This window comes from Caldimonas manganoxidans ATCC BAA-369 (assembly GCF_000381125.1).
Classification (GTDB): domain Bacteria; phylum Pseudomonadota; class Gammaproteobacteria; order Burkholderiales; family Burkholderiaceae_C; genus Caldimonas; species Caldimonas manganoxidans.
On record NZ_KB905929.1, the window covers coordinates 14,619 to 39,226 of the forward strand.

Sequence of the window (24,608 nt, forward strand, 5' to 3'; positions counted from 1 at the left end):
TGGGGTTTCAGACGAAGCCGTCATCGCCGCCCATCGACAGCACGATCTGCCCTTCGTCGGCCAGGCGGCGCACGATCTTGAGCAACTCTTTCTGCTCGGCTTCCACTTCGGACAGGCGCACCGGGCCGCGGGATTCCAAGTCCTCTCGCAGTGTTTCGGCCGCGCGTGAAGACATGTTGCTGAAGATCTTCTCGCGCAGCTCGGGCGAGGCGCCTTTGAGGGCGATGACGAGCGACTCGGTCTGCACCTCTTTGAGCAGGGTCTGGATCCCTCGGTCGTCGATCTTCATCAGATCGTCGAAGGTGAACATGTTGTCCATGATCTTCTGGGCCAAGTCGGGGTCGATTTGACGGATGTAGTCCAGCATCGGACCTTCGACGGTGGAGCCCATCAGATTGATGATTTCGGCGGCGGTTTTCACGCCGCCGAGCGAGGCCTTGCGCAGCTTGTCTCCGCCGGCGAGCACCTTGGAGAGCACCTCGTTGAGGTCTTTCAAGGCCGAGGGTTGGATGCCGTCGAGCGTGGCCACACGGATCATGACCTCGTGGCGGGTGCGCTCGGCGAAGTGCTTGAGCACTTCGGCGGCCTGGTCGAATTCCAGGTGCACCAAGATGGCGGCAATGATTTGCGGATGCTCGTTGCGCAGCAGCTCGGCCACGGAGGCCGGGTCCATCCACTTCAAGCTCTCGATCCCGGAGACATCGCCGCCTTGCAAGATGCGGTCGATCAGCAAGTTGGCCTTGTCCTCGCCCAAGGCCTTGCGCAGCACTGACTTGACGTATTCGTCGGTGTCATTGACGAGCATGCTTTGATCGGAGGCGTCGGCGGTGAAGCGGTCCAGCACCGACTCGACCCGCTCGCGGGGGACGACCTTCATTTTGGCGATGGTCTCGCCCAGGCGTTGTACCTCTTTCGGTGTGAGGTGCTTGAAGACCTCAGCGGCTTCCTCCTCGCCGAGCGACATGAGGAGGATGGCCGAGTCTTGCAGTCCGTCTTCGTCCATGGTGTCTTTCGATGCAGTGTGAGACCGAGCCTCGGTTCAGGCAGCAGCCTCCTTGCTGACCCAGCTGCGCACGATGTTGGCCACGGCCGCGGGGTTGTCCCGCGCCAGGCGGCGCGCTGCTTCGAGCTTGTCGTTGTTGTCGGGGGAGGCCAACAGCGGCATGCCAGCGGGCGCTTGCTCGCCGGCGGCCAGCGGCGGCAGGGCCTGCGGCTCGTCGATCACGGCATCCACCTTGGTCGCTGTGGGGGCCGGGGCCGTTGCGGCCTTGAGCGCCGGACGCACCACGCCCAGCACGATCAGCAATGCCACCAGGCTCAGCGCCAAGGGCACGGCGAACTGACGCAACAGCTCCAGCATCTCGGGCTGCTGCCACCACGCAGGCTCAGTGGGTTCTTCGGGCTTGGTGATTTGGAACGGGGCATTGATGACCTGCAGGGAGTCGCCGCGCTCGGCGGAAAAGCCGATGGCCTCGCGCACGAGGGTGGTGAGCTTTTGCAGCTCCTCTTCGCTCAAAGGCACTTGGGTGGTGCGGCCGCGCGCGTCGGTCTGGGTGCGGTGATTGACCACCACGGCCGCGCTCAATCGCTTGATGGTGCCTGTGGCGTTGCGCGTGACGCGCACAGTCTTGTCCACCTCGTAGTTGGTCACGGCCTCGCGGCGCACTTGGGCGTTGCCTCCACCGCCACCGTTGGCCGCTTGCAAGGCCTGGGCCGGGCCGTTGATGGGCGCTTGGGCCGGCACGGGCGGCTGGTTGGAGACCGCACCCGGCACGCCGGTGGGGACGGGGCCGTCGGTTTGGGTCGACTCCATGTGCTGCATGCTGCGCACGGCGGCCGGCTCACCGCCTTGGTTCGGCCGAAATTGCTCGGAGGTCGATTCGCTCTGCGAGAAATCCACTTCGGCGGTGACCTGGGCGCGCAGGTTGTCACGGCCGACCACCGGTTCCAGGATGTCGGTGATGCGGCGTGTCAGCGTGGACTCGATCTGAGCCACGTATTGGAGTTGCTGGGCATCGAGTCCCTGGGCCTTGCCCTCAGGAGAGTCGGTCAGCAGATTGCCGTTTTGGTCGACGACCGAGACGGCTTTGGGCGAAAGCTCGGGCACGCTGCTGGAGACCAGGTGCACGATGCCAGCGATCTGCGCGCGGTCCAAGCTGCGTCCAGGATGCAGATGCACCAGCACCGAAGCCGAGGGCTTTTGCTGCTCGCGGAAGAAGCCGTTCTGGTTGGGCAGGGCCAGGTGCACTCGGGCGCTGCTGACGGCGGCCAGGGCTTCGATCGATCGGGTCAACTCGCCTTCCAAGCCGCGCTGAAAGGTCAGCCGCTCCTGAAACTGCGTGATGCCGAACCGGGCGTTGTCCATCAACTCGAAGCCCACCGTCGAGCCTTTGGGCAATCCGGCCGAGGCCAAACGCAGCCGCACGTCGTGCACCCGGTCGGCAGGCACCAGAATGGCCGAGCCCCCGTCGGCATGCCGGTAGGGCACGTTCATCTGCGACAGCTGCGCGATGATCGCTCCGCCATCCTTGTCCGACAGGTTGGCGTAGAGCACCTTGTAGTCCGGCTTGACCGACCACAGCGACAGGGCCACGACGATGGCCACCAGGCCGGCCAGGCCAGCGCCCAACAGCAGCTTGCGTGAGGATGGCAAAGCGTTGATGCGCTGGATGAAGCTGCCTGCAGCAGGCGGGGCGGCCAGTGCGGGTGGCTGGTTCTGAGGCAGGGCGACGGCGTTGTCCATCGTTCAGCATCCCGGAGTGTTGGGCAGACCCCGGGAGGCCAGGCGCGCAGCTGCGGTCCCCAGGGTGTCGTTGGGGACCGATTATTCGGACGGCCGGGTTCGCTCAAGGGCGGAAGAGGGCAGCAAACGGCCGTCAGTTCGATGCATCGCGCCGGCCCCGTGCCCTTACGATAGGTTCATCGGCGCGCGCAGCCCTTTCTTGAGAGGCTTGCTAGAGGAAGTCCCGGAAGTCCCGCGCGCAGGAGTGTGCACCATGGACGTTCGACTCAAGCCCTTCAACTTTCAGCAGGCCCTGGCCAAAAGCGGCATGGTGCTGCCGTCGCAAGCATCCAAGGCGGGTCAGGTCGAGGCGCGCGCCCCTGCCGTGGGCTTCTCGCAAGCCCTGCATCAAGCGCTCAAGACGGTCAGCGCCACCCAGATGCAAGCCTCCGAGATGCAGCGTCAGGTTCAATTGGGCAATCCCACCGTGTCTCTGGAAGAGACCATGGTCACGATGCAAAAGGCCCAAATCGGCTTCCAGGCGACCCTGCAGGTGCGCAACCGGCTCGTGCAAGCCTACACCGACATCATGAACATGTCGGTGTGAGACGGGTTGGTGTGAGGCGGCTCAAAACCCGAGGCTGGCCAGCAGATCATCGACTTGTTCCTGGCTGGTGACGACGTCTGTGCGTCCTTCCGGGTTGACCACCGGGCCATTCAGGAAGGTTTGCTCCACTTTGTGCACCTGGTCTGGCGGGGCGGTTTGTAGCAAGAGCTTGACGAGCTGGTCTTCGATGTCGGCAGCCAGCTTGACCACGCGGGCCACCACTTGGCCGGTCAGATCATGGAAGTCCTGGGCCATCATGATGTCAGTGAGGTACTGGTCGATGCGTGCCGAGCGCGCTTCCACATCGCTGACGAAGTTCATCACGCTGCCACTGGCAACGGCGCGCACCGGGTCGGCCACGATGGCTTGGGCGATGCGACGTGTCTCGGCGGCGATTTGTTCGTGCTCCGCTTTGGCCTGATCCACCAGATTGAGCACCTTCTCGGCGGCCTCGCCCGTCTTGATGGCAATATAGTTCAGTCGGCTGCGGGCATCGGGCAGGCTTTCGGTGATCTCGCCCAGCTTGGGCATGAAGCCCAGCTGTGCCAACGTGTCATGCAGGTTGCGGGTCATCTCGCCGATGCGTTGATACACCTCCGGCGAGGTGGTCAGGGGAGGGCTGGCGCCTTGGGAGTTGTGCGTGTCGCTCATGGCCAGCCTCACTTGCCCAGTTTCTGGAGGATTTTCTGCACCTTCTCCTCCAGGGTGGCTTTGGTGAAGGGCTTGACGATATAGCCGGCTGCCCCGTCCTGCGCAGCGCGCACGATGTCTTCCTTGCGGGCCTCGGCCGTGACCATCAACACCGGGATGTGCTTGAGCTTGTCGTCTTTCTTGATGGCCGACAACAGCTCGAAGCCGTTCATATTGGGCATGTTGATGTCGCTGACCACGAAATCGAAGTGGCCGTTTTGCAGCATCTGCAGGGCCACGGCGCCGTCTTCCGCTTCCTCGGCGTTGTTGTAGCCGATCTCCTTCAACAAGCCCCGCACGATGCGGCGCATGGTCGAGAAGTCATCGACGATGAGGAATTTCAGATCGGTGGCGGTACTCATGGGGAGTGTCCTCGCAGGGAAAACAGATGTTCGCAGGCTTATCGGCCGGGGGCAGGAAAACTAAAGTTTTCTCCCGCCGCCGAGGATGCGACGGCCTCATGCACGGCCGGGGCCGTTCCGGCTTCGATGTCGGCGCCACGTTCGAAGCGCTCTTGGGCGTCTTTGTTCATCACGATGATGCTGATGCGGCGGTTGATCGGGTTGAGGGGGTTGTCCTTGTCCAGCAGCGCACTGGAGGCCAGACCGACCACCCGTACCACCTGCCCTTCGCGCAAGCCACCGGCCACGAGCTCCCGGCGCGAGGCATTGGCCCGGTCGGCCGACAGCTCCCAATTGCTGTAGCCGCGCTCGCCGCTGCTGTACGGCGCTGCATCGGTGTGGCCGGCCAAGGTCACCTTGTTGTCCACCTCCGACAGCACCTTGCCGATCTCGCGCAGGATCGAGCGCATGTAATCTTTCACCAAAGCGCTGCCGGTATCGAACATCGGTCGGTTTTGCTCATCGACGATCTGGATGCGCAAGCCATCTTGGGTGATGTCCAGGCGAATTTGCGAGCGGAACTGCACCAGCAGCGGATTGTTCGTGACGGATTGCTCGATGCGCTGCTTCAATTCCTCCAGACGGGCGGCTTCCTCGCGCTTGAGTTGCTCCTTGAGGGCTTGCAAATTGATGGTCTTGCGCTCGGCTTCGATGTCGCCACGGCGGACCTGTCCGGTCGTGCGCGTGAGGTCGGTGCCGCCGCCTTTGATCACGTGCGAGGCATCACCGGCGCCGCTGCCTCCACTGAGCAGAGCGATCTTCAGGGGCGAGGAGAAATAGTCGGCAATGCCCTTGCGGTCGCCTTCGGTGGTCGATCCCAGCAGCCACATCAGCAGGAAGAAGGCCATCATCGCCGTGACGAAGTCGGCATATGCGATTTTCCAGGCGCCGCCGTGATGGCCATGGCCTCCCTTCTTGACCCGCTTGATGATGATCGGTTGCAGCTTTTTCGAGTCGCCGGCCATGGTGGGTTCCGATCAGGCTTTCTTGCCCTTGACGTGGCCTTCGAGTTCCGAGAAGCTCGGCCGCTCGGTGGAATACAGCACTTTGCGACCGAATTCCACCGCAATCTGCGGCGCATAACCCTGCATGCTGGCCAGCAAGGTGGTTTTGATGCACTGCAACTCTTTGGTGGCCTCGTCGTTCTTCTGCTCCAACAGGCCGGCCAAGGGCTCGACGATGGCGTAGGCCAGCAAGATCCCCAGGAACGTCCCGACCAGGGCCGAGCCGATCATGGCGCCCAGCACGGCCGGAGGCTGGCCCACCGAGCCCATGGTGTTGACCACCCCGAGCACCGCGGCCACGATGCCAAACGCTGGCAAGCCGCCAGCGACACGCTGAATCGCCGCAGCCGGTGCATGGGCTTCGTGGTGATGAGTTTCGATCTCGCTGTCCATCAGCGATTCGATTTCATGGGCATTCAGGTTGCCGGAGACCATCATGCGCAGGTAATCCGTGATGAATTCCACGACATGGTGGTCGCTGCCGACGGTGGGGTACTTCTTGAACAGTGGCGATTCGTGCGGAGCCTCGACATCTTTTTCGATCGCCATCAGCCCTTCCTTGCGGGCTTTTTGCAAGATGTCATAGAGCAAAGCCATCAGCTCCATGTATCTGGCCTTGGTGTATTTGGACCCCTTGAGCAGCTTGGGGATGCTTGCAAACGTGGCTTTGAGCACCTTGGGCTGGTTGTTGACGATGAACGCCCCAAAAGCCCCCCCTCCGATGACCATCAACTCGGTGGGCAAGGCGTGCAAGATGACAGCCATGTTGCCGCCGTGGATGATGAAGCCGCCAAAGATGCAGCCCAGCGCCACGATGTAACCGACGATGACGAACATGTTGCGGGTCTTTCCAGGTGGGTTGACGCACCACGGGCAGTGCGCGCTTTGACCGGGGTCCCAGGGGATATCGACCGCTTGGCCTCTGACTTGAGCCCGTCTTGGGGGAACCAAAAAGCACGGGCTCGCGGGGAGCCCGTGGTCAAGGCGCCAGCGAGGCGCTCAGGAGGAGACGACGGATGAAACTTCGCCGCGGCGGCAATCAGTGCACCTGCAGGCCGCCGGACTTGCCTTTGCCGGCACGTGCCGGTGGATTGCACAAGCCGCACACGAAATGTTTGGCGATCTCATGAGGGTGGGTGACGAAATGCCCACCGCACTTCGAGCACCGGGTCATGCTCAGCATGCCGTTGTCGATGAACTTCACCAAGCGCCAGGCGCGGGTGATCGACAGCTGGGGCTCCAGCCCTTGCGAGCGGACTTGCTCCAGGTACAAGCGGTAGGCTTTGATCACCAAGTCGATGTCGTCAAGCTCGACCGCTTTGTTCAGATATTCGTGGATGTTGAGGAACAGCGACGCGTGAATGTTGGGCTGCCAAGTCATGAACCAATCGGTTGAAAACGGCAGCTGACCCTTGGATGGCGACTTGCCGGCGACTTCTTTGTACAGACGCAGCAGCCGTTCGTAGGACAGGTCCGTTTCGGATTCCAGCACTTGCAGCCGGGCGCCGAGCTGGATCAGCGTGACGGCTCGCTCGATTTGCTTGGCTTCGGACAGGATGCTCTTGGTGCGCATGACAGGCTCCCTGGTGCTCAGGCCAACGGGGGGGGATCAGGCAGCCTCTTGATGGCGGCCGGCCATCAGAATGCTGGCGTGCAGGCGGGCCGTGGCATCGTTGGCGGCCGTCTTGCCATGGTTGGTCAACAGACCCCACACCAGATCGTCATCCATGCGGAAGCGGCACAGCAGCGTATTGCCCGAGGCAATGCGCATGATCTGGGCGGGCGTCAAAGCGGCGATCAGGTCGGCGGTTTCCTCGGAGATTCCCAGGCGGAACAGGGCTTCGGCACGGTCGGTGCGGATCAGGTTTTGCGCCAACATCAGATAAGACAGGTTGGCTTCGCGGATCTCGGCGAGGATCTGTTCGGTCTGCGGGTTCATGGTCGGCTCCTTCGTTTCTTCCTGCGGTGTGAGATGGGATCCTGGGCTTGATGTGGCTGATCCCGTGAGACGCACTTTAGGAGGAGACGAAAAGAGCCGATATCAGGGCCTTTCTGTTCGTCGTGTCGCAGTTTTCGTAGGGCGTGTCGGAAAAATTCCTACATGCGGTGCTCTCAAGGCTGCGTCCAGGCGGCTTTCCACTCCTCCAGCGCGGCGCCTTCGAGCATCCACTGCGAGCGAACCGCTTCCCGCAGCGCATCTCCAGCGCGCGCGGCGGCATCGAGATCATGGGTGTGCATGCGAATGGCCTCCACCCAATCCTTGAAGCGGTTCTTCACGCGTGTGACGGGCAGCTCGTCGTCCCGGTAGCAGCGGATATCGCTGCAAACGACGGGATAGCCGCAGATGCCGTATTCGAGCAGGCGAAGATTGCTCTTGCACTCGTTGAACTGGTTGTGTTCCAGTGGGGCCAGCGCCAGGTCGAGGTCCAGGCCTGCCAGCATGGCGGGATATTGATCGATGGGCACACCTTTATAGACTTCGTCGACCACATCGACAATCTCTGCCGGGCACAGCCCAAAGAAGACCCATTCGACCTCACCGGCAAGTGCCTTCACGACATCGATGAGCAGCGCCAGGTCTCCGGCATGGCCCGCACCTCCGGCCCATCCCACGCGCGGCTTCTTGCCCCGTCGGCGGCGCGGTTTCATATCCGACCACCAAGCCGTCGGCAGCTTGTTCTTGACCACGCGGATGTCGGGGTGCAAACCCTCGAAAGCCTCGGCCAGCGCATCGGTGGAGACGACGAACCGATCGACATACCCGAGGGCTTGCCGCAAAGACTTGACCGCGTCCTTGGGGATGTTCTTGCGGTAGGCGCTTTTGATCGGAAGGTTGGGCAAGTAGTCGTCCAGTTCATACACCTTGAAGGCTCGAGAGAAGGCCTTCATCCGACGCATGGACTCCAGTTGTTGCTCGGTGAGCTGGCGCTGCAACACGATGGCATCCGGATCCAAGCGCGCCAGTTCGGCAGGCAGCAGCATGGTGTCCGACAGCAGGCCTTCGATGTGGCCGCTGCGGCGCATGGCTTCATGAGGTTGAATCACCCGGTAATGACCGCAGCCCCAATGGTCGGCCATGTGGGCCAGCACGATGGGTGCGGGGCGCCAGCTCAGTGGATGCCAGACCAGATCGACCCTCGATTCGAAGGAAAAACCTTTGTCGTTGAGCGAGAGGTTGCGGTTGTAGGCCGGATCGTTGGCAATGATGGGCATCCACTTTGCATACAGAGCGTCTTGCTCTGCAACGAAACGCTGTCGTCTGGCCTCGGCCGCTTGAGGATCGAGTTGCTTTTGACTCACGCTGCCTTCATGCATCACCAAGGCATGGGGCGTCCACACGTTGAGATAGCCGGCCGATGCGACCTTCAGGCACAAATCCACATCGTTGTAAGACACCTTGAAGTCGACCTCGTCCATGCCACCGACCTCTTGGTAGACGGACTTGCGGATCATCAGGCAGGCGGCCGTGACGGCGCTGTAGTTTTGGTCGACCCGAAGGCGTTGCATCGTGCCGGGAGAGTCCAGAGCCTCTCCCGCGAAAGGATGTTCTGCTGGGCCCCGCAGCCCCAAGACCACCCCCGCATGCTGGATAGTGCCGTCCGGATAGAGAAGCTTGGCACCAACGGCGCCGACTTCTGGACGTTGCGCGTGGTTGAGCAGCGCGTCCAGCCAATGAGGGTCGATGATCGCGGTGTCGTTGTTGAGCAGCACCAGATACTCGCCTCGCGCATGCTCGACGGCCAAGTTGTTCATGGCCGAGAAATTGAAGGGGTGGTCGTAACGCAGCACTCGAATGCGATCCTCCCCGAAGGAGGCCACCCCTTCCAGCCACTGACGCGCCTCTTCGGTGGCACTTTGGTTATCGACGATGAGCAGCTCGTAGTTCTGGTAGCGGGTCTTTTCCAACAAACTTTCGACGCAGCGTCGTAGAAGCGCCAGTTGGTCGCGCGTTGGGATGATGATGCTGACCAGCGGTTGCGAGGCGTGCCCGTACTCGATGCGGTACAGTCGAGGATGGTCTTGATGCACCTGGGCAAATTCGTAGCCGCGCGACCGAAGATGCCGAAGAAGGGCGGCACGCTCTTGTGGCACGTCGATGGGCAGGGGAGGAGAACCGATGAGTAAAGGTTCGTGGACATGCCCCAGACCCGTCAATCCGTCCTTTTCGATCAGGCGAAGCAGCAGGTCGAACTCCGCGGCTGGGCCGGCGTCCGGATCCAAGCCCCCCAACGCCTCGAAATGCGCGCGGTGGAAACACCAGTGCGATGCCATCGCGGCCGGAAAGCTCAAGAAGAGATCCAGATTGAAATCCGGACGAAATGCGGCACCGAGTGAGCCATCGGCAGACCGATACAAAAGGTCTGCATACACCGCGCGGCAGTCCTTGGCTTCGCAGAGTTCGAGCGCGAGGATGGACAGGCCGTTGGGCGTGAACAGATCACCGGCTTGAACCCTCAAGGCCCATGCACAACCACTGTGGCGAATGGCGTCGTTCAGCGCATGGATCTCGGCCCCCGGCGCATGGAAATGAACGACAGGGGTGCCCGGAAGATCGGTGGCGTCGATCGAAGCGTCCAACACCACATGAATCTCGACCTTGGCGCCCAGGCGACAAGCCTGTTCGAGGCTATGCAAGGTGGCTACCAATGCCTCCCGTGCGCCTGCTTGCGCGGTGATGAACACTGCCAACGGTGGGGTGCCCGAGGTTGCGGCCAGACGGCGTGAAATCTCTGCTTCCTGGGAGGGAGACAATGTCCGTGCGGCCAGCCACTGTTCCAGCGTGGCTGGACGTGTCTGTGGTCGGTGCTGGTTTTTGTCACTTTCCCCAAGCTCGGCGGAGGACTGTTGGTCTGGCAGGCGGAGTGGAGGTTGGTTCAACGGTTGATGAGCCGTGCCTTTCTGCTCACAGCTTCCCCCGGGAAGCTTGGCGTGACTTCTCACGGGGAGGGTTTGATAAAACCCGTTGATGCTGAATTTGATTCCTGTGACGGCTGCTTGCAGTTCAATCTCTTGTGCGAGCAGTGGTCTTGCGTCGCAGGGTTCCCCGGTCAGCAGTCGGATGACCTCTTCGGCCAAATGGATGATTTCCAAAGGTGTTCCGACACGAGGTTCGGCAACGGAACCGAGTTTCCTCAAACTGTAGTAGATCCCGCGAAGTAGCACATACTCCAATCGAACCTTGGGCCAATAACACCACTCCAGATCGAACAGCTGATATTCGCTTCCGTGCCCAATGAAGTTGAAGGGGGTGGCATCGAGATATTGGCCATCCAAGTAGGATTGGCCGTTGATGTGATGAGTTTTTGAAGCCAAGTGCTCATATAGAGGTCGCATCCACTGTGCGATCAGTTCCGTATGCCACCCTGGTTGATTCATCACAGGTAGCAAACGGTTGAACAAAAGTTCACCCGGCAACAGCGGCTCATCCGCTTCGAATCGCATCCATGGCGTGGCCGATGTGGGATTCAATAGACGCCGTCGTACGCGCAGCGCTCCTTCGACGCGATGGATCGCTACTTCTTTGGCCAGATGGCTGCGTCGAAGGCCGGAATATGTGTAGGCAATGTCTTCTTGGTCAACCGGAGGCAAAGGCGATGTAGAAGCGATCACGACGAACGCATTGGCCATGTCGCCCAAGAGGTCATTCTCGATCAAGGATCGAAAGGCACATCCCTCGGAAAAAAGCGGGTCTCGGCCCGCGTTGTGGCCCACCGTATGGCATGCCGAAAGCAGGTTGTACAAGAGTTCGGCAGGCGCGCTCCGTGCGTTTTCGCTCAAAACCAAAAACGCTTTTCGGTGGTCTGGGAACGGGTAGTAGAACTTTTGATGTACCAACCCATGCTGATTCAATGCTCGAATCAGCTCTCGTCGGCCAGGAGCCGTCAGCCGTCCGTCTTGGGTCAGGCCTTGGATGCCGGCAAAGTCCCAAGCCGAACCGGCTTGTGCCGCACCTGCCCAATATCGAAGTCCAAGGCGGTTGTCGCTCATCAGGATCAGGCAACCACCGGGACGCAAGTGGCGCTGAGCCGTCTGGATGGCTGCGCTCAGTTGCGTCGCTGCACCTGGGTCGGCAATCAGTACCACGTCGTAGTCGTTACAGGTGGGGCCTGTGCTTGCGCGGGTGAGATCGGACGTGACAGACACGTTAGGAAGGTCCGCGCATCGAATTTCAGCCGCTTGCATCATCAACGGATGCGTTTCATAGGCTGTGACCTGGGCGCCAATTTCACCCATGAATCTGCTGCGGGTGCCAAAGCGTGCGCCGATCTCGAGCACTTTGCGTCCACGAAGCAACCTCTCGAGTGGACGCAAGGTGTTCGCACACGCAGAACCGAGACAGTGATCGATGGACGCGTCCAGGCACATTCTCGCGATGTCCTCTGAGGCCAATGAACGGTCATTGGTCGACTGCAGTGCGCTGAGAACACGTGCTTCGGTGCTCAAGGCGCTTGGCGCCGACTCGTCACTTTCTTTAAGAGCACACGTGTCGGTATCAGGAGCGTCGCGTTCGAGAGCTTTCGAGTTGAAGTAAACCGAAGTGTCTGCAGGGCGTGTGTACCGATAGCCATGCTGCTGCAGATACTGGTCGAGCAGTTGCTTGGCTCGCTGAGGGTCTTGCAGTTCGGTGGGAGTCAGCGGGTGTGTGTCGGGGCCGGCGAGAGCGTCGGGTTGAGCGGTCAGAGCGGCCAGCTTGTGCGCATATTCGTCGGAGATTTTCGGCTTGTGAACCAGTGCGTGATATAGCAGTGCGTAGAAATGGTCCGAGGCGGCGGGGGTGAAAAAGCCTCCCTCGTGCCGCACGCGGCGCTCCAGCATCTCGCGTTGCCAACGAGCATCGTAGTATCCATCCCCGATGTAACGAAAGTCGAAGCGGACTTCTTGGCCTGCGATGTAGGTGGCATAGTGAACGCGATGGGCTTGCGGAAATACGCGGTGCGCGTTCATCACGTAGGCCATCTCGACATCGGATGTCGTCAGCAGATCGATGTCACCATGGGCCTCAGATGTGTATGCATCTGGGAAGTGCTCAAAGTTGCGTAGGACGACATATGGGATGGTTTCGTTCAGCACGTGCAAGAGCTGTGTCAAGTCTTTCCATCCGGCGGCACCAACGAGGTCGACCGACATCTGTGCAATGCGACCGTTCCATTGCTTTGGCAATCGCTCGATCAACTCGCTCATTGCCATTCCGAACAGCAATGCAATGTCATGACGTGCTTCGGCCTCACTGTCGGTGGCGTGAATGCGGTGCCCGCCACCGGTCCACTGTCGATAGCATTGCTTGGCATCGAAGGTGTTGACATTGACGATGCGCTTCCCTTTGGACGTTTCGCGCATCTCGTAGCGGGGATGGGGGTCGCGCAAGATCAACGCGAGGAACGGGCCGCGGCCACAATGGTCTTCTTTGAACGATCCTGGAGGCAGGTTTTGGCCGTAAAACCTACTGAAGTTTTCAGAGACCCTGTGCTTGCTCCATTGGACCTCGAAGGCGGCAAGAATCTGCATGCGGCGCCGCACATCGTCGATGATGCGTTGCTGCTTGGGGCGAGCATGCTCCCAAAGGATCATGAGATGGTGTTCGGCGGATTCTCGCGTCATGACGTAGTTCCTCACGAAAGTGGGAGCGTTCATCCCCCGGCAGGGGCGGCACGGTTGCCACTATAGGGATGGACGGCGCCCTGAGAAGAAGGAATAAACCGGTCATTGCCAGCTTCTCTCACGGGCTGGGGGGCAACCCGGCGGCACCTCGTTCAAGCGATGGCACGTGAGTGCCGATAGTCTGTAGAGATCAGGCCGGTGGATCCGCCTGATTGTGCGGAGAAGTTCCTTTTTCTCGTCCTTGACAAAGCCCTAAAGTTGTTGTGCAGCCTGTCGATATCTCCACTAACGGGCCCGAGCGATCGGCAACCCGTGGTCCGGGGACCAGCCGGCCGATGGTTCGACGAGGGGCACCTTCCTTCGATCGCATCTGAGGTGACTGCCGCCGGACGCAGCCAGCGTGAGCTGGCAAGGCCCAGCAGCCGCAAGGCGGCGGGGCTGAGGCAAAGCCGGCGTCCATGCCGGGAGTCATCGACATTGAAGGAGCACACATCATGGCTATGTCCATCAACACCAACGTCGTTTCGCTCAATGCGCAACGCAATCTTTCCAGCACGGCATCGTCGCTGGCCACCTCGATGCAGCGTTTGTCCTCGGGGCTGCGTGTCAACAGTGCCAAGGACGACGCGGCTGGCCTGGCCATTGCCGAGCGCATGGGCGCCCAGGTGCGCGGCATGAACGTGGCGATCCGCAATGCCAACGACGGCATTTCGCTGGCGCAGACGGCCGAAGGCGCCCTGGGCAAGATCGGCGACATGCTGCAGCGCATGCGTGAGTTGGCCGTGCAGTCGCGCAACGCCACCAACAGTGATGGCGACCGCGCCAATCTGCAAAAGGAATTCACCGAGCTTCAAAACGAGATCGGCCGGGTGATCAAGTCGTCGAACTTCAATGGCAAGGCCTTGTTCGACTCCAACGCCACGGGTTATGAAGCCACGTTGTCGTTCCAGGTGGGGGCCAACACCAGTGCCAATGACCGCATCGATGTGACGTCAGCGGATCTCTCCGGCACGGCAGTCGAAGGCGGAACGATCACCAGCGCGTCGGCGGCGGATGAGGTGATGTCCACCGTGACGACCACGGCCGCGACCTCTGGCGCCAATGGGATTGCCATCGGCGGCTGGACGACCGCGCCCAGCGACGTGGGGGCTGAGATCGACGAAGCGATCAACGTGATCGATCGTGCCCTGGAGGTCGTCAACGATCAGCGGGCCACCTTCGGTGCGGTGCAAAACCGCTTCGAAGCGGTGATCCAGACCCTGCAGGTCAGTGTGGAAAACCAAAGCGCTTCCCGCGGACGGATCTTGGATGCGGACTTCGCGGCCGAGACGGCCAATCTCTCGCGAGCGCAAATCTTGCAGCAGGCCGGCGTGGCCATGGTCTCGCAGGCCAATCAGCTGCCCCAGCAGGTCCTGTCGCTGCTGCGCTGATCCACGCTCGGCAGTTGGCTTCGCAGCCCGGCTTCGGCCGGGCATTTTTTTGTCGATGCGGATCTGGATGCAGATCTGAGGCGCAAATGCCTTGCTTTTTCGAGATTCGGCGCGTGAGGCGCGGTCTCACAATGATCCGAACCGAAATGGTGGAGCGCCGGCGCTCGAAGCCGGAGTCAGTCTTGATTCTTGAAGGAGAGCTGCCATGCCTCAGACCATCAACACCAATGTGGTTTCGCTCAACGCGCAGCGCAACCTCAATGCCTCTCAGTCCTCGTTGGCCACGGCCATGCAGCGCCTGTCATCCGGGCTGCGGGTCAACAGCGCCAAAGACGATGCCGCCGGCTTGGCGATTGCCGAGCGCATGAACACCCAAATCAAGGGCATGAACGTGGCGATCCGCAATGCCAACGACGGCATTTCGCTGGCGCAGACGGCCGAAGGCGCCTTGGGCAAGATGGGGGACATGCTGCAGCGCATGCGCGAGCTGGCCGTGCAGTCGCGCAACGCCACCAATAGCATTGGCGACCGGGCCAATCTGCAAAAAGAATTCCAGGAACTGCAGGAAGAGATTTTCCGTACCGTGAAATCGTCACGGTTCAATGGCAAATCCTTGTTCGATGGGACGGATGCCACCTTCGAGGCGACCTTGAGCTTTCAAGTGGGCGCCAACACCACGGCCAACGATCGCATCGATGTCGATTCGGTCAATTTGTCTGGCACGCCAGCCGAGGGCAGCACGATCACCAGCGCATCGGCGGCAGCCGACGTGCTCGCCACGGTCACGACCACGGCAGCGACCTCGGGGGCCAACGGCATTGCGATCGGCGGCTGGACCACGGCGCCGACCGATCCTGGGGCCGAAATCGACGAAGCCATCAACGTGATCGATCGGGCGCTGGACGTGGTCAATGATTTGAGAGCCACCTTTGGTGCGGCGCAGAACCGTTTCGAAAGCGTGATCGCCAACTTGCAGGTGGCTGCAGAGAACCAGTCCGCCGCGCGAGGTCGCATCATGGATGCCGACTTCGCTGCCGAGACGTCGGAGCTGTCGCGAGCGCAGATCTTGCAGCAAGCCGGCACGGCCATGGTGGCGCAGGCCAACCAGCTGCCACAACAGGTGCTTTCGTTGCTGCAACGTTAAAGAGTACCGTTCAAGTCCGTCCGCGAGCGGCCGATAATCTGAGCGACGCAGCGTGCGACCGCAAGCCGCGCGCTGCGGTCCCGATCAGGAGTGTGACCGATGGCGACGATTTCGTCTCCAGGGATAGGCAGCGGCTTGGACGTGCAGGGCATCGTGTCCCAGCTCGTCGCGCTCGAACGTCGGCCGATCGACTTGCTCAAGCAACAGGCGTCCAAGCTGTCGACGCAGTTGTCGTCGTTCGGTCTGTTGCAAAGCTATGTGAGCAACCTGCAATCGGCCGCCACGCAGCTGACGCGTGCCAGCCTTTGGAGCCAGACCGCCGCGACATCCTCGGATACTACCGCCGTCAGCGTCACGGCCTCGGCCGCTGCGGCCTCCGGCAGCTACAACGTCGAGGTGATGCAGCTGGCCAGGGCGCAGTCGCTGGCCTCGTCGGCCTACGCGGACAGCTCGGTCGTCCTGGGCCAAGGGACACTGACCTTCACCAAAGGCGATGGCAGCACGGCCAGCGTGACGATCGGCCCGACGGACACCACGCTGGCGGGCATTCGCGACCGCATCAATGCGGCTGCAGTCGGCGTCAGTGCGTCCATCGTGCGAGATGCCTCAGGGGCACGCCTGGTCTTGACCTCCTCGGCCACCGGGCTGGATGCGGCGGTCACACGGATCGACGTGAGCGGAGATCCAGGCTTGCAAGCCTTGGCGTACGAGGCCGGTGTGCCCGGCGCAGTGCAGGAAACGCAAGCGGCCCGTAACGCGCTGGCTCGCATCAACGGGCTGGACATCGAATCCGTTTCCAACACTCTCAATGGCGTGGTCGATGGATTGACGCTCACGCTGTCGCGAACCACCACGTCGGCGGTGGAGGTGCAAGTGTCGGCCGATGACCAGGCCGTGAAGAAGGCGGTGCAGGATTTCGTCAATGCCTACAACGACCTCAGCCGCTTTCTGGCCAAGGAAACCGCCTATGACGAAGCCACCAAGAAGGCGGGGTCTTTGCAGGGCGACCGCACTGCCGTGGGCTTGGTGACCCAACTGCGCACTTTGGTGTCTCAGTCCTCGGCGGCGTCGAGCGTGTTTGCCACATTGTCCAGCGTTGGCGTGGAGATGCAGCGTGATGGCACGCTGACACTGAAGGAGTCTCGCTTCAGCGAGGCGCTCAATCAGCGCAGCGAATTGGCGGCAGCGTTCAGCCGGTCGGATTCGCTGGATCCGAGCTTGAACGGCTTTGGCGAGCGCTTCCGTTTGTTGACCAATGCGATCGTGGGGACCGAGGGCTTATTGACCGCGCGCACGGCAGGCTTGCGAGAGACCATTCGGCGCAATGAACAGCAACAAGCGCGCTATGAAGACCGAGTGGCTTTGGTGGAGCAGCGGCTGTTGCGCCAGTACCAGGCGCTGGACGCCAGCCTTGGCCAACTCAATAGCCTGAGCAATTATGTGAGTCAGCAAATGAGCGCGATCAACAATTGGAACAAGTCCAAGTGAGGCCGCGCGCTGCGTGGCACCGCTCAGCATGGGGGCCTGCATTGCAGGCCCTTCGTGTATTCGTGGGAAGGGGGGAAGGGTTCATTCTGATCTCAAGTGGGGCTTGCAGTGGTCGATATCACGGTCAAGACATCCATCACAGCGAGCAATGACCATGTTTGCACCCTTCCGAAGCCAAGCCACGGCCTACGGTCATGTCCAAGTCGAAACCGGTGTAGCCGCAGCCGACCCGCACAAACTGGTGGAGATGCTGTATGACGGAGCGCTGGACGCGATCGCACGGGCCCGCGGCGCCTTGGCTCGCGGGGATATCGAAGGCAAGTGCCAAGCCATTGGCCAAGCCGTGCGCATCATCGAGGAAGGTCTGCGCAGCGCCTTGAATCGCAAAGACGGTGGCGAGTTGGCCGAGAACCTGAATCAGACCTACCTGTATCTGACGACCCGGCTGACGCAGGCCAACTTGCACAACGACGACGCTGCTTTGCAGGAATGCATCAGACTGCTGTCACCGATTCGGGATGCCTGGGTGGCCATCAGGTCGTCGATCAAGTCATGAACCGAGTGCTGCGATCGATGTGGTCCGAGTCGTTCACGAACATTTCCCTTGCACCGGAGCCTTCCATGGATGACAACGCGCTGCTGGACTGCTACGAGGCCATCGAGCGCGCCAGTCAGGAGATGCTCGAAGCGGCGCGACGTGGCGATTGGGACCGGGTGGTACACCTCGAAGGTGCCTGCGCCGTGCTGATCTCGCGCCTGAAGCAGGCTGCCGTCGGACGACAACTCGATCCAGAGCAGGCACGCGCCAAGCACCGCATGATGATGCGCATCCTGCACAATGACGCACAGATTCGCCAATTGGCCGAGCCCTGGTTGGATGACCTGGATCGACTGTTGGCTGCTTCGCCGCGTACACTGCATTGAGCGCGCCGGCCTCGGTGCCACCGGAGGCCGCGGGCGCGCCACGGGAGCTTGCCATGGAAACCATGCCCATGCCGTTGCAGCCCTCGGAGCCCGAGGCACGCTCGGCCCTGGACGACTTCCGCATCACCGACCCGTTCGAGATCGTGGCCTTGCTTCGCCAAATGCAGGAGCAGAGGTCCTTGCTCACGATTGCGACGCCACGTGGTGCGAGCTTCGTCACGACCATTTTCGAGGTGAACAAAGCCAAGGGCGTGTTGCGCTTTGCGGTCGATGCGCATGAGCCGCAACTCGAGCGGGTGCTCGACGCCGATGAGGTGGTGGCCGTGGGCTACCTGGACAGTGTGAAGATCCAGTTCGACCTGGAAGGCTTGGTCCATGTGCACGGCACTCGTGGTGAAACCGCCCTCAATGGCAAATTGCCGCGCGAGTTGTTCCGATTTCAACGCCGTGCCAGCTACCGGGTGCGTCCGCTGTCGAAGGTCGGACCTTCGTTGCGCATGCGGCACCCCGCGCTGGAAGATGTGTGGTTGGATTTGCGCATCATCGATGTCAGTATCGGCGGCTTGGCCGTTTTCGTGCCTGAGGGCACGCCGCTGCTGGAGCCGGGGACCGTCATCGCGCAGTCGTTCATCGAACTCGATGACGATACTCGTTTCAATGCCAGCTTGAGAATCGCGCACATCTCTGCCGTGAATGACACGGGCCAGGGGGTCCGTATGGGGTGCGAGATGGAGGGCATGAGCGGCGAGTCGTTGCGCGCGCTGCAGCGTTTCATCGACCAAACGCAGAAGCAGCGCCGCTTGATGGCGCTGGATCGCCCTTAAAGATTGGGGTGCCATGCGGGCGGCGGCCGGGCCGCTGCCAATCCGCTGCCAATCCGCTGCCAGGCCCCTGCCTGATGCCTGCGGAACTGGCCGAAATTTCCTCGCTATTCCGGCTCAAGAGTGGGGCTTGGCTTTTCACAATGGCGATGAGCTTATCCGACCATCGCCATGTCCAGCGACGCCCAAGACCGTAACCTACCAGCCTCCGAGCGCAAGATTCGCAAGGCGCGTGAGGAAGGCCAGGTTGCGCGCTCGCGTGACTTGGGCCATTTCCTCATCGTGGCCGGTGGCATCGTCGTGGTGATGGCCGCCAGCCCGTGGATGACGGGCTGGCTGCTGGACATGATGGCCACGGAGCTGCGATTTGGCGTTGCCGAGGTGCAAGACAGCGCCCGCATGGCCGAGCGTCTGGCTGGCGCGATCGCCAAATTCCTGGCGTTGACGGTACCGCTGGGCTTGGTGGTGGCCGGTGTCGCGGCCTTGGGCGCGGTGGTCAGCGGAGGCTGGAACTGGACGATGAAGGCCCTCAGGCCGAAGTTCGGGAAGATGAATCCCGTCCAGGGGCTGGGGCAGTTGTTTTCCAAAGACAACTTGGTTCAGGCGCTCAAGGCCAGCGTGCTGGCCGTGATCCTGGGGCTGATCGGCGCGATCTACTTGTACCGTCGGCTCGATGCGTTTCCGGCCGTCTTGGGCATGGCGCTGCCGGCTGCGGTGGCGCAGGCAACCGACCTCATCGTGGCCGGGGTGGCCCTGTTGTTGCTGGCCCTGGGCGGGTTTGCTGCCATCGATGTGCCGCTGCAGCGGCATCTTTTGAAGAGCCGGCTCAAGATGAGCCACCGCGAGCTCAAGGACGAGCACAAAGAAGTCGAGGGCAACCAGGAAGTCAAGTCCAAGGTCAAGGCCCTGATGCGTGAGAACGTCAAGCGCCGCATGATCGCCGCAGTGCCCAAGGCCGACTTGGTGGTGATGAACCCCACGCACTACGCGGTGGCGCTGAAGTATGAGGAAGGCCGCATGAACGCACCGCGGGTGGTGGCCAAAGGCGCAGATTTGTTGGCCTTGCGCATCCGTGACGTGGCCCAGGCGGCCAAGGTGCCGGTGCTGCAGGCGCCGATGCTGGCGCGGGCACTGTATGCCCACGCCGAACTCGACCGCGAGATCCCGGCGTCCTTGTATGCCGCGGTGGCGCAAGTGCTGGCCTACGTGTATCAGCTGCGCGCGGCGATGGCCGGACAGGCGCCCATGCCGGGAGAGCTGCCGGCCCTGCACGTGCCGCCCGAGCTGGACCCACACCACGGCAAGACGCCGGCTGAGACTGCCGAGACTGAATGATGAGCCACGCTTCCATTCCTGCCCTGCCTCGCCCTTTGCAGGATCTGCTGGGCGGCCTGCCCCTGAAGGCCTTGGCGGCGCCGTTGCTGGTCGTGCTGATCCTGACCATGATGGTGCTGCCGCTGCCACCGTTCATGCTGGATTTGCTGTTCACCTTCAACATCGCCTGTGCGCTGATGGTGATGATGGTGTCGGCTTACATGGTGCGGCCTCTGGACTTTGCGGCCTTCCCCGCGGTGTTGCTGTTGACCACGATGCTGCGCCTGTCGCTCAACGTGGCGTCCACGCGCGTCGTGCTGCTGGAGGGGCATACCGGCACGGGCGCAGCCGGCCAGGTGATCGAGAGCTTCGGGCACTTCCTGATCGGCGGCAATTTCGCCGTGGGCCTGATCGTGTTTGCGATTCTGGTGGTGATCAATTTCGTCGTGGTCACCAAAGGCGCCGAGCGCATCGCCGAGGTCGGTGCGCGCTTCACGCTGGATGCCATGCCAGGCAAGCAGATGGCCATCGACGCGGACCTCAACGCCGGCCTGATCGACGAAAAAGAGGCCAAACGCCGTCGCGCCGAGGTCGGCGAGGAGGCGGAGTTTTTCGGCTCGATGGATGGTGCGTCCAAGTTCGTGCGTGGCGATGCGATCGCCGGCATCTTGATTTTGATCATCAACATCGTGGGAGGGCTGGTCATCGGCATGGTCCAGCACGGTTTGAGTGCCTCGCAAGCGGCCAACTCGTACATCTTGCTGGCCGTCGGCGACGCCCTGGTGGCCCAGATCCCTGCATTGTTGATTTCCATTGCCGCTGCGATGGTGGTCTCGCGCGTGGGCAAAGAGCATGATGTGGGCACACAAATCACAGGCCAGGTGCTGCAGTCGCCCAAGGCTTTGGGGATCACGTCGGGCGTCATCGGGCTGTTGGGGGTGATCCCGGGCATGCCGCACCTGGTGTTTCTGGCCATTGCCGCCGGGCTGGGTTTTGCCGCCTACCGTTTGCATGAGCACCAGCAGCGGGCGCGCCGCCAAGCCCAGCATACGTCGGCCGCCGCCCAGCAAGTCAGCCCGAATGCCGAGGCGAGCTGGGACGACTTGCAGCCCGTGGACGTTCTGGGCCTGGAGGTGGGCTACCGGCTGATTCAGCTCGTGGACAAGGATCGGCAGGGGGATTTGCTGGCGCGCATCAAGGGCGTGCGGCGCAAGTTCGCGCAGGAAGTGGGTTTTCTGCCGCCGTCGGTGCACATCCGCGACAACCTCGAGCTCAAGCCCAGCGTCTACCGCATCACGCTGCGCGGCGCCGTGGTCGGCGAAGGCGAATGTTTCCCAGGCTTGCTGCTGGCGATCAACCCAGGGCATGCCAACACCCCCTTGATCGGCACGGCCACCACCGATCCGGCCTTTGGCCTGCCGGCGGTGTGGATCGAAGAAGCCCAAAGAGAAAGCGCTCAAATGGCCGGCTATACCGTGGTTGATTCCTCGACCGTGGTGGCCACTCATCTCTCACACTTGATGCAAGTCCATGCCGCCAAGCTGCTTGGCCGCACCGAAGTGCAACAGCTGGTGGATCACGTGACGAAGTTGGCTCCCAAGCTCATCGAAGACGTGGTACCCAAGATGATCAGCATTGCCACGCTGCAAAAGGTGCTCCAGATGCTGTTGGAGGAGTCGGTGCACATCCGCGACATGCGCACCATCGTGGAGACGCTGGCCGAACATGCCGGCAGCGTGACCGATCCGGCCGAGCTGGTGCGCCGCATTCGAGTGGCTTTGGCGCCAGCCATCGTTCAGCAGATCTTCGGTCCGGTCAAGGAGCTCAATGTGATCGCCATCGAACCGGAGCTCGAGCGCTTGGTCACCCAGGCCCTGACCTCACCTGCCGGCGCCACCCTCGATCCCGGCGTGGCCGAGCATCTCACACAGGCTGCAGCCCAGGCCAGCAAGAAGCAAGAGGATCTGGGGGTGCCGGCTTGCCTGCTCGTGCCCGATGCCATCCGACCCGCGTTGGCCCGGCTGCTTCGGCGGGCGGCCCCGCGTCTGGCTGTGCTGGGCCACAGCGAAATTCCTGATACCCACACCATTCGCATCGGCTCCGTGATTGGAGGCACCGCATGAACGTCAAACGCTTTGTCGCGAAAACGTCGCGCGACGCCTTGGTGCAGGTGCGCCAGGCTTTCGGCCAGGATGCCGTGATCCTGTCCACCCGCCCCTGCAAGGAAGGGGTGGAGGTGCTGGCCATGGCACCCGAGAGCATCGCCGCACTGGAGACCTTCAGTCAACCGACGGCGGCTGCGAAGGCGCCGACCCGCCATCCGGAGGGCGCACCGAAGACCATTCCTGCGGCCCCCGCGGTGGCCAAGGACGTGGAGCAGCTGGCGATGAGCACGCTGTCGTTCCAGGACTATGTCCGTGAGCGCATGCTCAAGCGGCGGCAGGCGGCCTTGCAACAACAAGCGCAGATGGCCGCCGCCGCCACGCATCCGGCGGCGATGCCCTCGGCCGCGCCGGCTGCGGCCGCGCCGTCGGCAGCCAGTGTGCCTGTGGAGCAACGCCTGGCCGAGCGGGCCGCGCAACGCAAGGCGGCCCGCATGACGACAGCGGCGCAGGAGTTCGGCGTGGCACCGCAGCCGGCCGCCGCAGCGCCCGTGCCCGCGCTGGCTGACGAGCCGCTGCGCAGCCCGGCGGCTCAGGCCACGCCGTCGGCCGAGGACCGCGCGATGCTTGCGGAGCTGCGTGAGATGAAAGGCCTGATCGAGGAGCGCTTCGGGGCGCTGGCCTTCATGGAGAAGATGCAGCGCAATCCGGCTCAGGCCCAGCTGACGCAAAAGCTGCTCGATTGCGGCTTTTCCCCGGCGCTGATTCGCAAGCTGGCTTCCCACATTCCGCAGGATGCGGCCGACCTGCATGCCTGGGTGGCCAATGTGCTGGAGCGCAATTTGCTGACCAGCGAGCATGGCCCGGCGCTGGAGGACGAGGGCGGTGTCTACGCCCTGGTGGGCTCCACCGGCGTGGGCAAGACCACCACGACGGCCAAGCTGGCCGCGGCCTTTGCCGCGCGCTATGGTGCAGCGAACCTCGGGCTGGTGACCTTGGATGCCTACCGTGTCGGCGCGCACGAGCAATTGCGGGCCTATGGTCGCATCATCGGGGTGGCGGTGCACACGGCGCACGATCGTGCCGCGTTGGAAGACTTGCTGGATCTGCTGGCCTCCAAGCGCATGGTGTTGATCGACACGGCGGGCATCGCGCAGCGCGACACCCGCACGCAGGAACTGCTGGAGATGGTCAGTCACCGGCGCATCCAGCGCCTGCTGGTGGTCAATGCTGCGGCGCAGGGCGAGACCATCGAGGACGTGCTCATCGGGTACCGCGCCAACCAGTGCAAGGGAGTGGTTCTGTCCAAGATCGATGAGGCGGTCAAGCTCGGGCCGGCGCTGGACGCGATGATCCGCCACAAATTGCCGGTGCTGGGCGTGGCCAACGGGCAGCGTGTGCCCGAGGACTGGCATCGCATGTCGGCCCAGGCCTTGGTGCACCGGGCGCTGCGGGGCGGAGGCAGCGCGGCCTACCGCCTGGACAGCGATGACGTGAATCTTGTTTTCACTGCGCCGCCGACCTCGCGGGCGCTGGCTGCCGGAGCGGTGCATGTCTGAGCGTGCCGTCGATCAGGCCTACGGGCTGCGACGCCTGTTCGCCCACCACACCGTGCATTTGCTGCCAGTGGCGGCCAATCCGTTCACGCCGGGGGCGCATGTGCTCCTCGAAGGACTGTGCCATGGCTTTGCGGCCCAGGATTTGCATACCTTGGTGGTCGATGCGGCGCCCAGCCCCTACACCACCGGGGTGGACGTGGCCGAAGCCGTGGCTCGGGATCTCGACCTGGGCCAGTGGATCGACCCACTCGATGCCCACACCAGTGTGCTGGCGGCCAGCCCGACCTTGGCCTGGTTCGGCGAGGCGCCCGGCTCGGCCGCGCTGCTGTTCGAAGCTTTGCGAGAAGCAGCCCCCAGTGCCGATGTGATCGTCTTTCACGCCGATGCCGCGCTGCTCAGTGGCTTGTTCGCCGGCAGGCGGGTGCGCCCTCTGATTTTTGCCGGCGATGATGCCGCGAGCCTGACCGAGGCCTATGCGTCGATCAAGATCTTGCTGCAGTACGCCGGCCTGGGAGAGCATGCCGTCGTGATGGACCTGGGCACGCCGACCTTGGGGGTGCCTGTGGCGGCGACTCGCCTGGCGCATTGTGTGAAGCAGTTCCTGGGCGGCACGGTGTATTTGGAGGCCGTGGCTTGCACGGCACTGCAGTCCGAGGCCGATCTGGCCCGCGCGTTGCACCCCTTGTCCACCACCCTGTTGCACCACGCCTTGTCGTTCTCGATGCCTGAGGACCCAAGCGAAGACTGGGGTGGCTCGGCCCGGTTCGTGACGAATCCGGCCACCGCTCATGCGTTCAATTGAT

General features: G+C 62.4%; 20 protein-coding genes. 11 read left to right on the top strand and 9 right to left on the bottom strand.

The features are described from left to right. Nucleotides 1–7: 7 nt before the first annotated feature. Both fliG and fliF read right to left on the bottom strand, forming a co-directional pair. Complete coding sequence (fliG, locus tag F615_RS0100090) at nt 8–1,003, bottom strand: flagellar motor switch protein FliG (protein WP_019559132.1); 996 nt, start codon at nt 1,001–1,003, stop codon at nt 8–10. Between the two features lie 36 nt (nt 1,004–1,039). Further along, complete coding sequence (fliF, locus tag F615_RS0100095) at nt 1,040–2,743, bottom strand: flagellar basal-body MS-ring/collar protein FliF (protein ID WP_019559133.1); 1,704 nt, start codon at nt 2,741–2,743, stop codon at nt 1,040–1,042. Between the two features lie 253 nt (nt 2,744–2,996). Between fliF and fliE the strand changes: the two genes are divergently transcribed. Continuing rightward, nucleotides 2,997–3,329: a flagellar hook-basal body complex protein FliE gene (fliE, locus tag F615_RS0100100; protein WP_019559134.1), complete on the top strand. Its 333-nt coding sequence runs from the start codon at nt 2,997–2,999 to the stop codon at nt 3,327–3,329. Between the two features lie 21 nt (nt 3,330–3,350). Here fliE and F615_RS0100105 read toward each other — a convergent pair whose 3' ends face one another. From F615_RS0100105 to F615_RS19265, 7 genes are all read right to left on the bottom strand, one after another. After that, nucleotides 3,351–3,980, bottom strand: a complete 630-nt coding sequence (locus F615_RS0100105; protein ID WP_026329876.1) for a protein phosphatase CheZ — start codon at nt 3,978–3,980, stop codon at nt 3,351–3,353. Between the two features lie 8 nt (nt 3,981–3,988). Further along, nucleotides 3,989–4,381, bottom strand: coding sequence for a chemotaxis response regulator CheY (gene cheY / locus F615_RS0100110; RefSeq protein ID WP_019559136.1), 393 nt, complete (start codon nt 4,379–4,381; stop codon nt 3,989–3,991). Between the two features lie 38 nt (nt 4,382–4,419). Further along, a complete protein-coding gene (motB, locus tag F615_RS0100115) occupies nt 4,420–5,385 on the bottom strand; it encodes a flagellar motor protein MotB (protein ID WP_019559137.1) in 966 nt (321 codons plus the stop codon). A 12-nt stretch (nt 5,386–5,397) separates the two neighbouring features. Beyond that, complete coding sequence (motA, locus tag F615_RS0100120; RefSeq protein WP_019559138.1) at nt 5,398–6,261, bottom strand: flagellar motor stator protein MotA; 864 nt, start codon at nt 6,259–6,261, stop codon at nt 5,398–5,400. Nucleotides 6,262–6,463: 202 nt separating this feature from the next. Next, complete coding sequence (flhC, locus tag F615_RS0100125) at nt 6,464–6,997, bottom strand: flagellar transcriptional regulator FlhC (protein WP_019559139.1); 534 nt, start codon at nt 6,995–6,997, stop codon at nt 6,464–6,466. 36 nt (nt 6,998–7,033) lie between these two features. Continuing rightward, entirely contained in the window at nt 7,034–7,363 is a 330-nt protein-coding gene (flhD, locus tag F615_RS0100130; RefSeq protein ID WP_019559140.1) for a flagellar transcriptional regulator FlhD, read from the bottom strand. A 173-nt stretch (nt 7,364–7,536) separates the two neighbouring features. After that, the gene (locus F615_RS19265) at nt 7,537–13,023 is read right to left on the bottom strand and encodes a glycosyltransferase (protein ID WP_019559141.1); all 5,487 of its coding nucleotides are present in this window, start codon (nt 13,021–13,023) and stop codon (nt 7,537–7,539) included. Nucleotides 13,024–13,517: 494 nt separating this feature from the next. On the opposite strand from F615_RS19265, the gene F615_RS0100140 reads away from it, so the two are divergent. The 10 genes from F615_RS0100140 (at nt 13,518) to F615_RS0100185 (ending at nt 24,607) form a co-directional block, all read left to right on the top strand. Beyond that, the gene (locus F615_RS0100140) at nt 13,518–14,453 is read left to right on the top strand and encodes a flagellin N-terminal helical domain-containing protein (protein ID WP_026329877.1); all 936 of its coding nucleotides are present in this window, start codon (nt 13,518–13,520) and stop codon (nt 14,451–14,453) included. Nucleotides 14,454–14,658: 205 nt separating this feature from the next. Next, nucleotides 14,659–15,597 (top strand): flagellin N-terminal helical domain-containing protein, encoded by a 939-nt coding sequence (locus F615_RS0100145; RefSeq protein ID WP_019559143.1) that lies wholly within the window; start codon nt 14,659–14,661, stop codon nt 15,595–15,597. Between the two features lie 99 nt (nt 15,598–15,696). Further along, nucleotides 15,697–17,085: a flagellar filament capping protein FliD gene (fliD, locus tag F615_RS0100150; protein WP_026329878.1), complete on the top strand. Its 1,389-nt coding sequence runs from the start codon at nt 15,697–15,699 to the stop codon at nt 17,083–17,085. A 154-nt stretch (nt 17,086–17,239) separates the two neighbouring features. Then, nucleotides 17,240–17,641, top strand: a complete 402-nt coding sequence (gene fliS / locus F615_RS0100155) for a flagellar export chaperone FliS (RefSeq protein WP_026329879.1) — start codon at nt 17,240–17,242, stop codon at nt 17,639–17,641. A 65-nt stretch (nt 17,642–17,706) separates the two neighbouring features. Next, nucleotides 17,707–18,009 (top strand): flagellar protein FliT, encoded by a 303-nt coding sequence (locus F615_RS0100160; RefSeq protein ID WP_019559146.1) that lies wholly within the window; start codon nt 17,707–17,709, stop codon nt 18,007–18,009. 53 nt (nt 18,010–18,062) lie between these two features. Beyond that, nucleotides 18,063–18,833 carry a flagellar brake protein gene (locus F615_RS0100165; protein WP_019559147.1) on the top strand — a complete coding sequence of 257 codons (771 nt, stop codon included), beginning with the start codon at nt 18,063–18,065 and terminating at the stop codon, nt 18,831–18,833. 168 nt (nt 18,834–19,001) lie between these two features. Next, nucleotides 19,002–20,165: an EscU/YscU/HrcU family type III secretion system export apparatus switch protein gene (locus F615_RS0100170; RefSeq protein ID WP_019559148.1), complete on the top strand. Its 1,164-nt coding sequence runs from the start codon at nt 19,002–19,004 to the stop codon at nt 20,163–20,165. Then, the gene (flhA, locus tag F615_RS0100175) at nt 20,165–22,267 is read left to right on the top strand and encodes a flagellar biosynthesis protein FlhA (RefSeq protein WP_019559149.1); all 2,103 of its coding nucleotides are present in this window, start codon (nt 20,165–20,167) and stop codon (nt 22,265–22,267) included. Before F615_RS0100170 ends, flhA begins: the two co-directional genes overlap by 1 nt. After that, nucleotides 22,264–23,805 (top strand): flagellar biosynthesis GTPase FlhF, encoded by a 1,542-nt coding sequence (gene flhF, locus F615_RS0100180; protein ID WP_019559150.1) that lies wholly within the window; start codon nt 22,264–22,266, stop codon nt 23,803–23,805. Before flhA ends, flhF begins: the two co-directional genes overlap by 4 nt. Beyond that, nucleotides 23,798–24,607: a hypothetical protein gene (locus F615_RS0100185; protein WP_019559151.1), complete on the top strand. Its 810-nt coding sequence runs from the start codon at nt 23,798–23,800 to the stop codon at nt 24,605–24,607. The genes flhF and F615_RS0100185 overlap by 8 nt, the downstream gene beginning before the upstream one ends. Nucleotide 24,608: the final 1 nt, after the last annotated feature.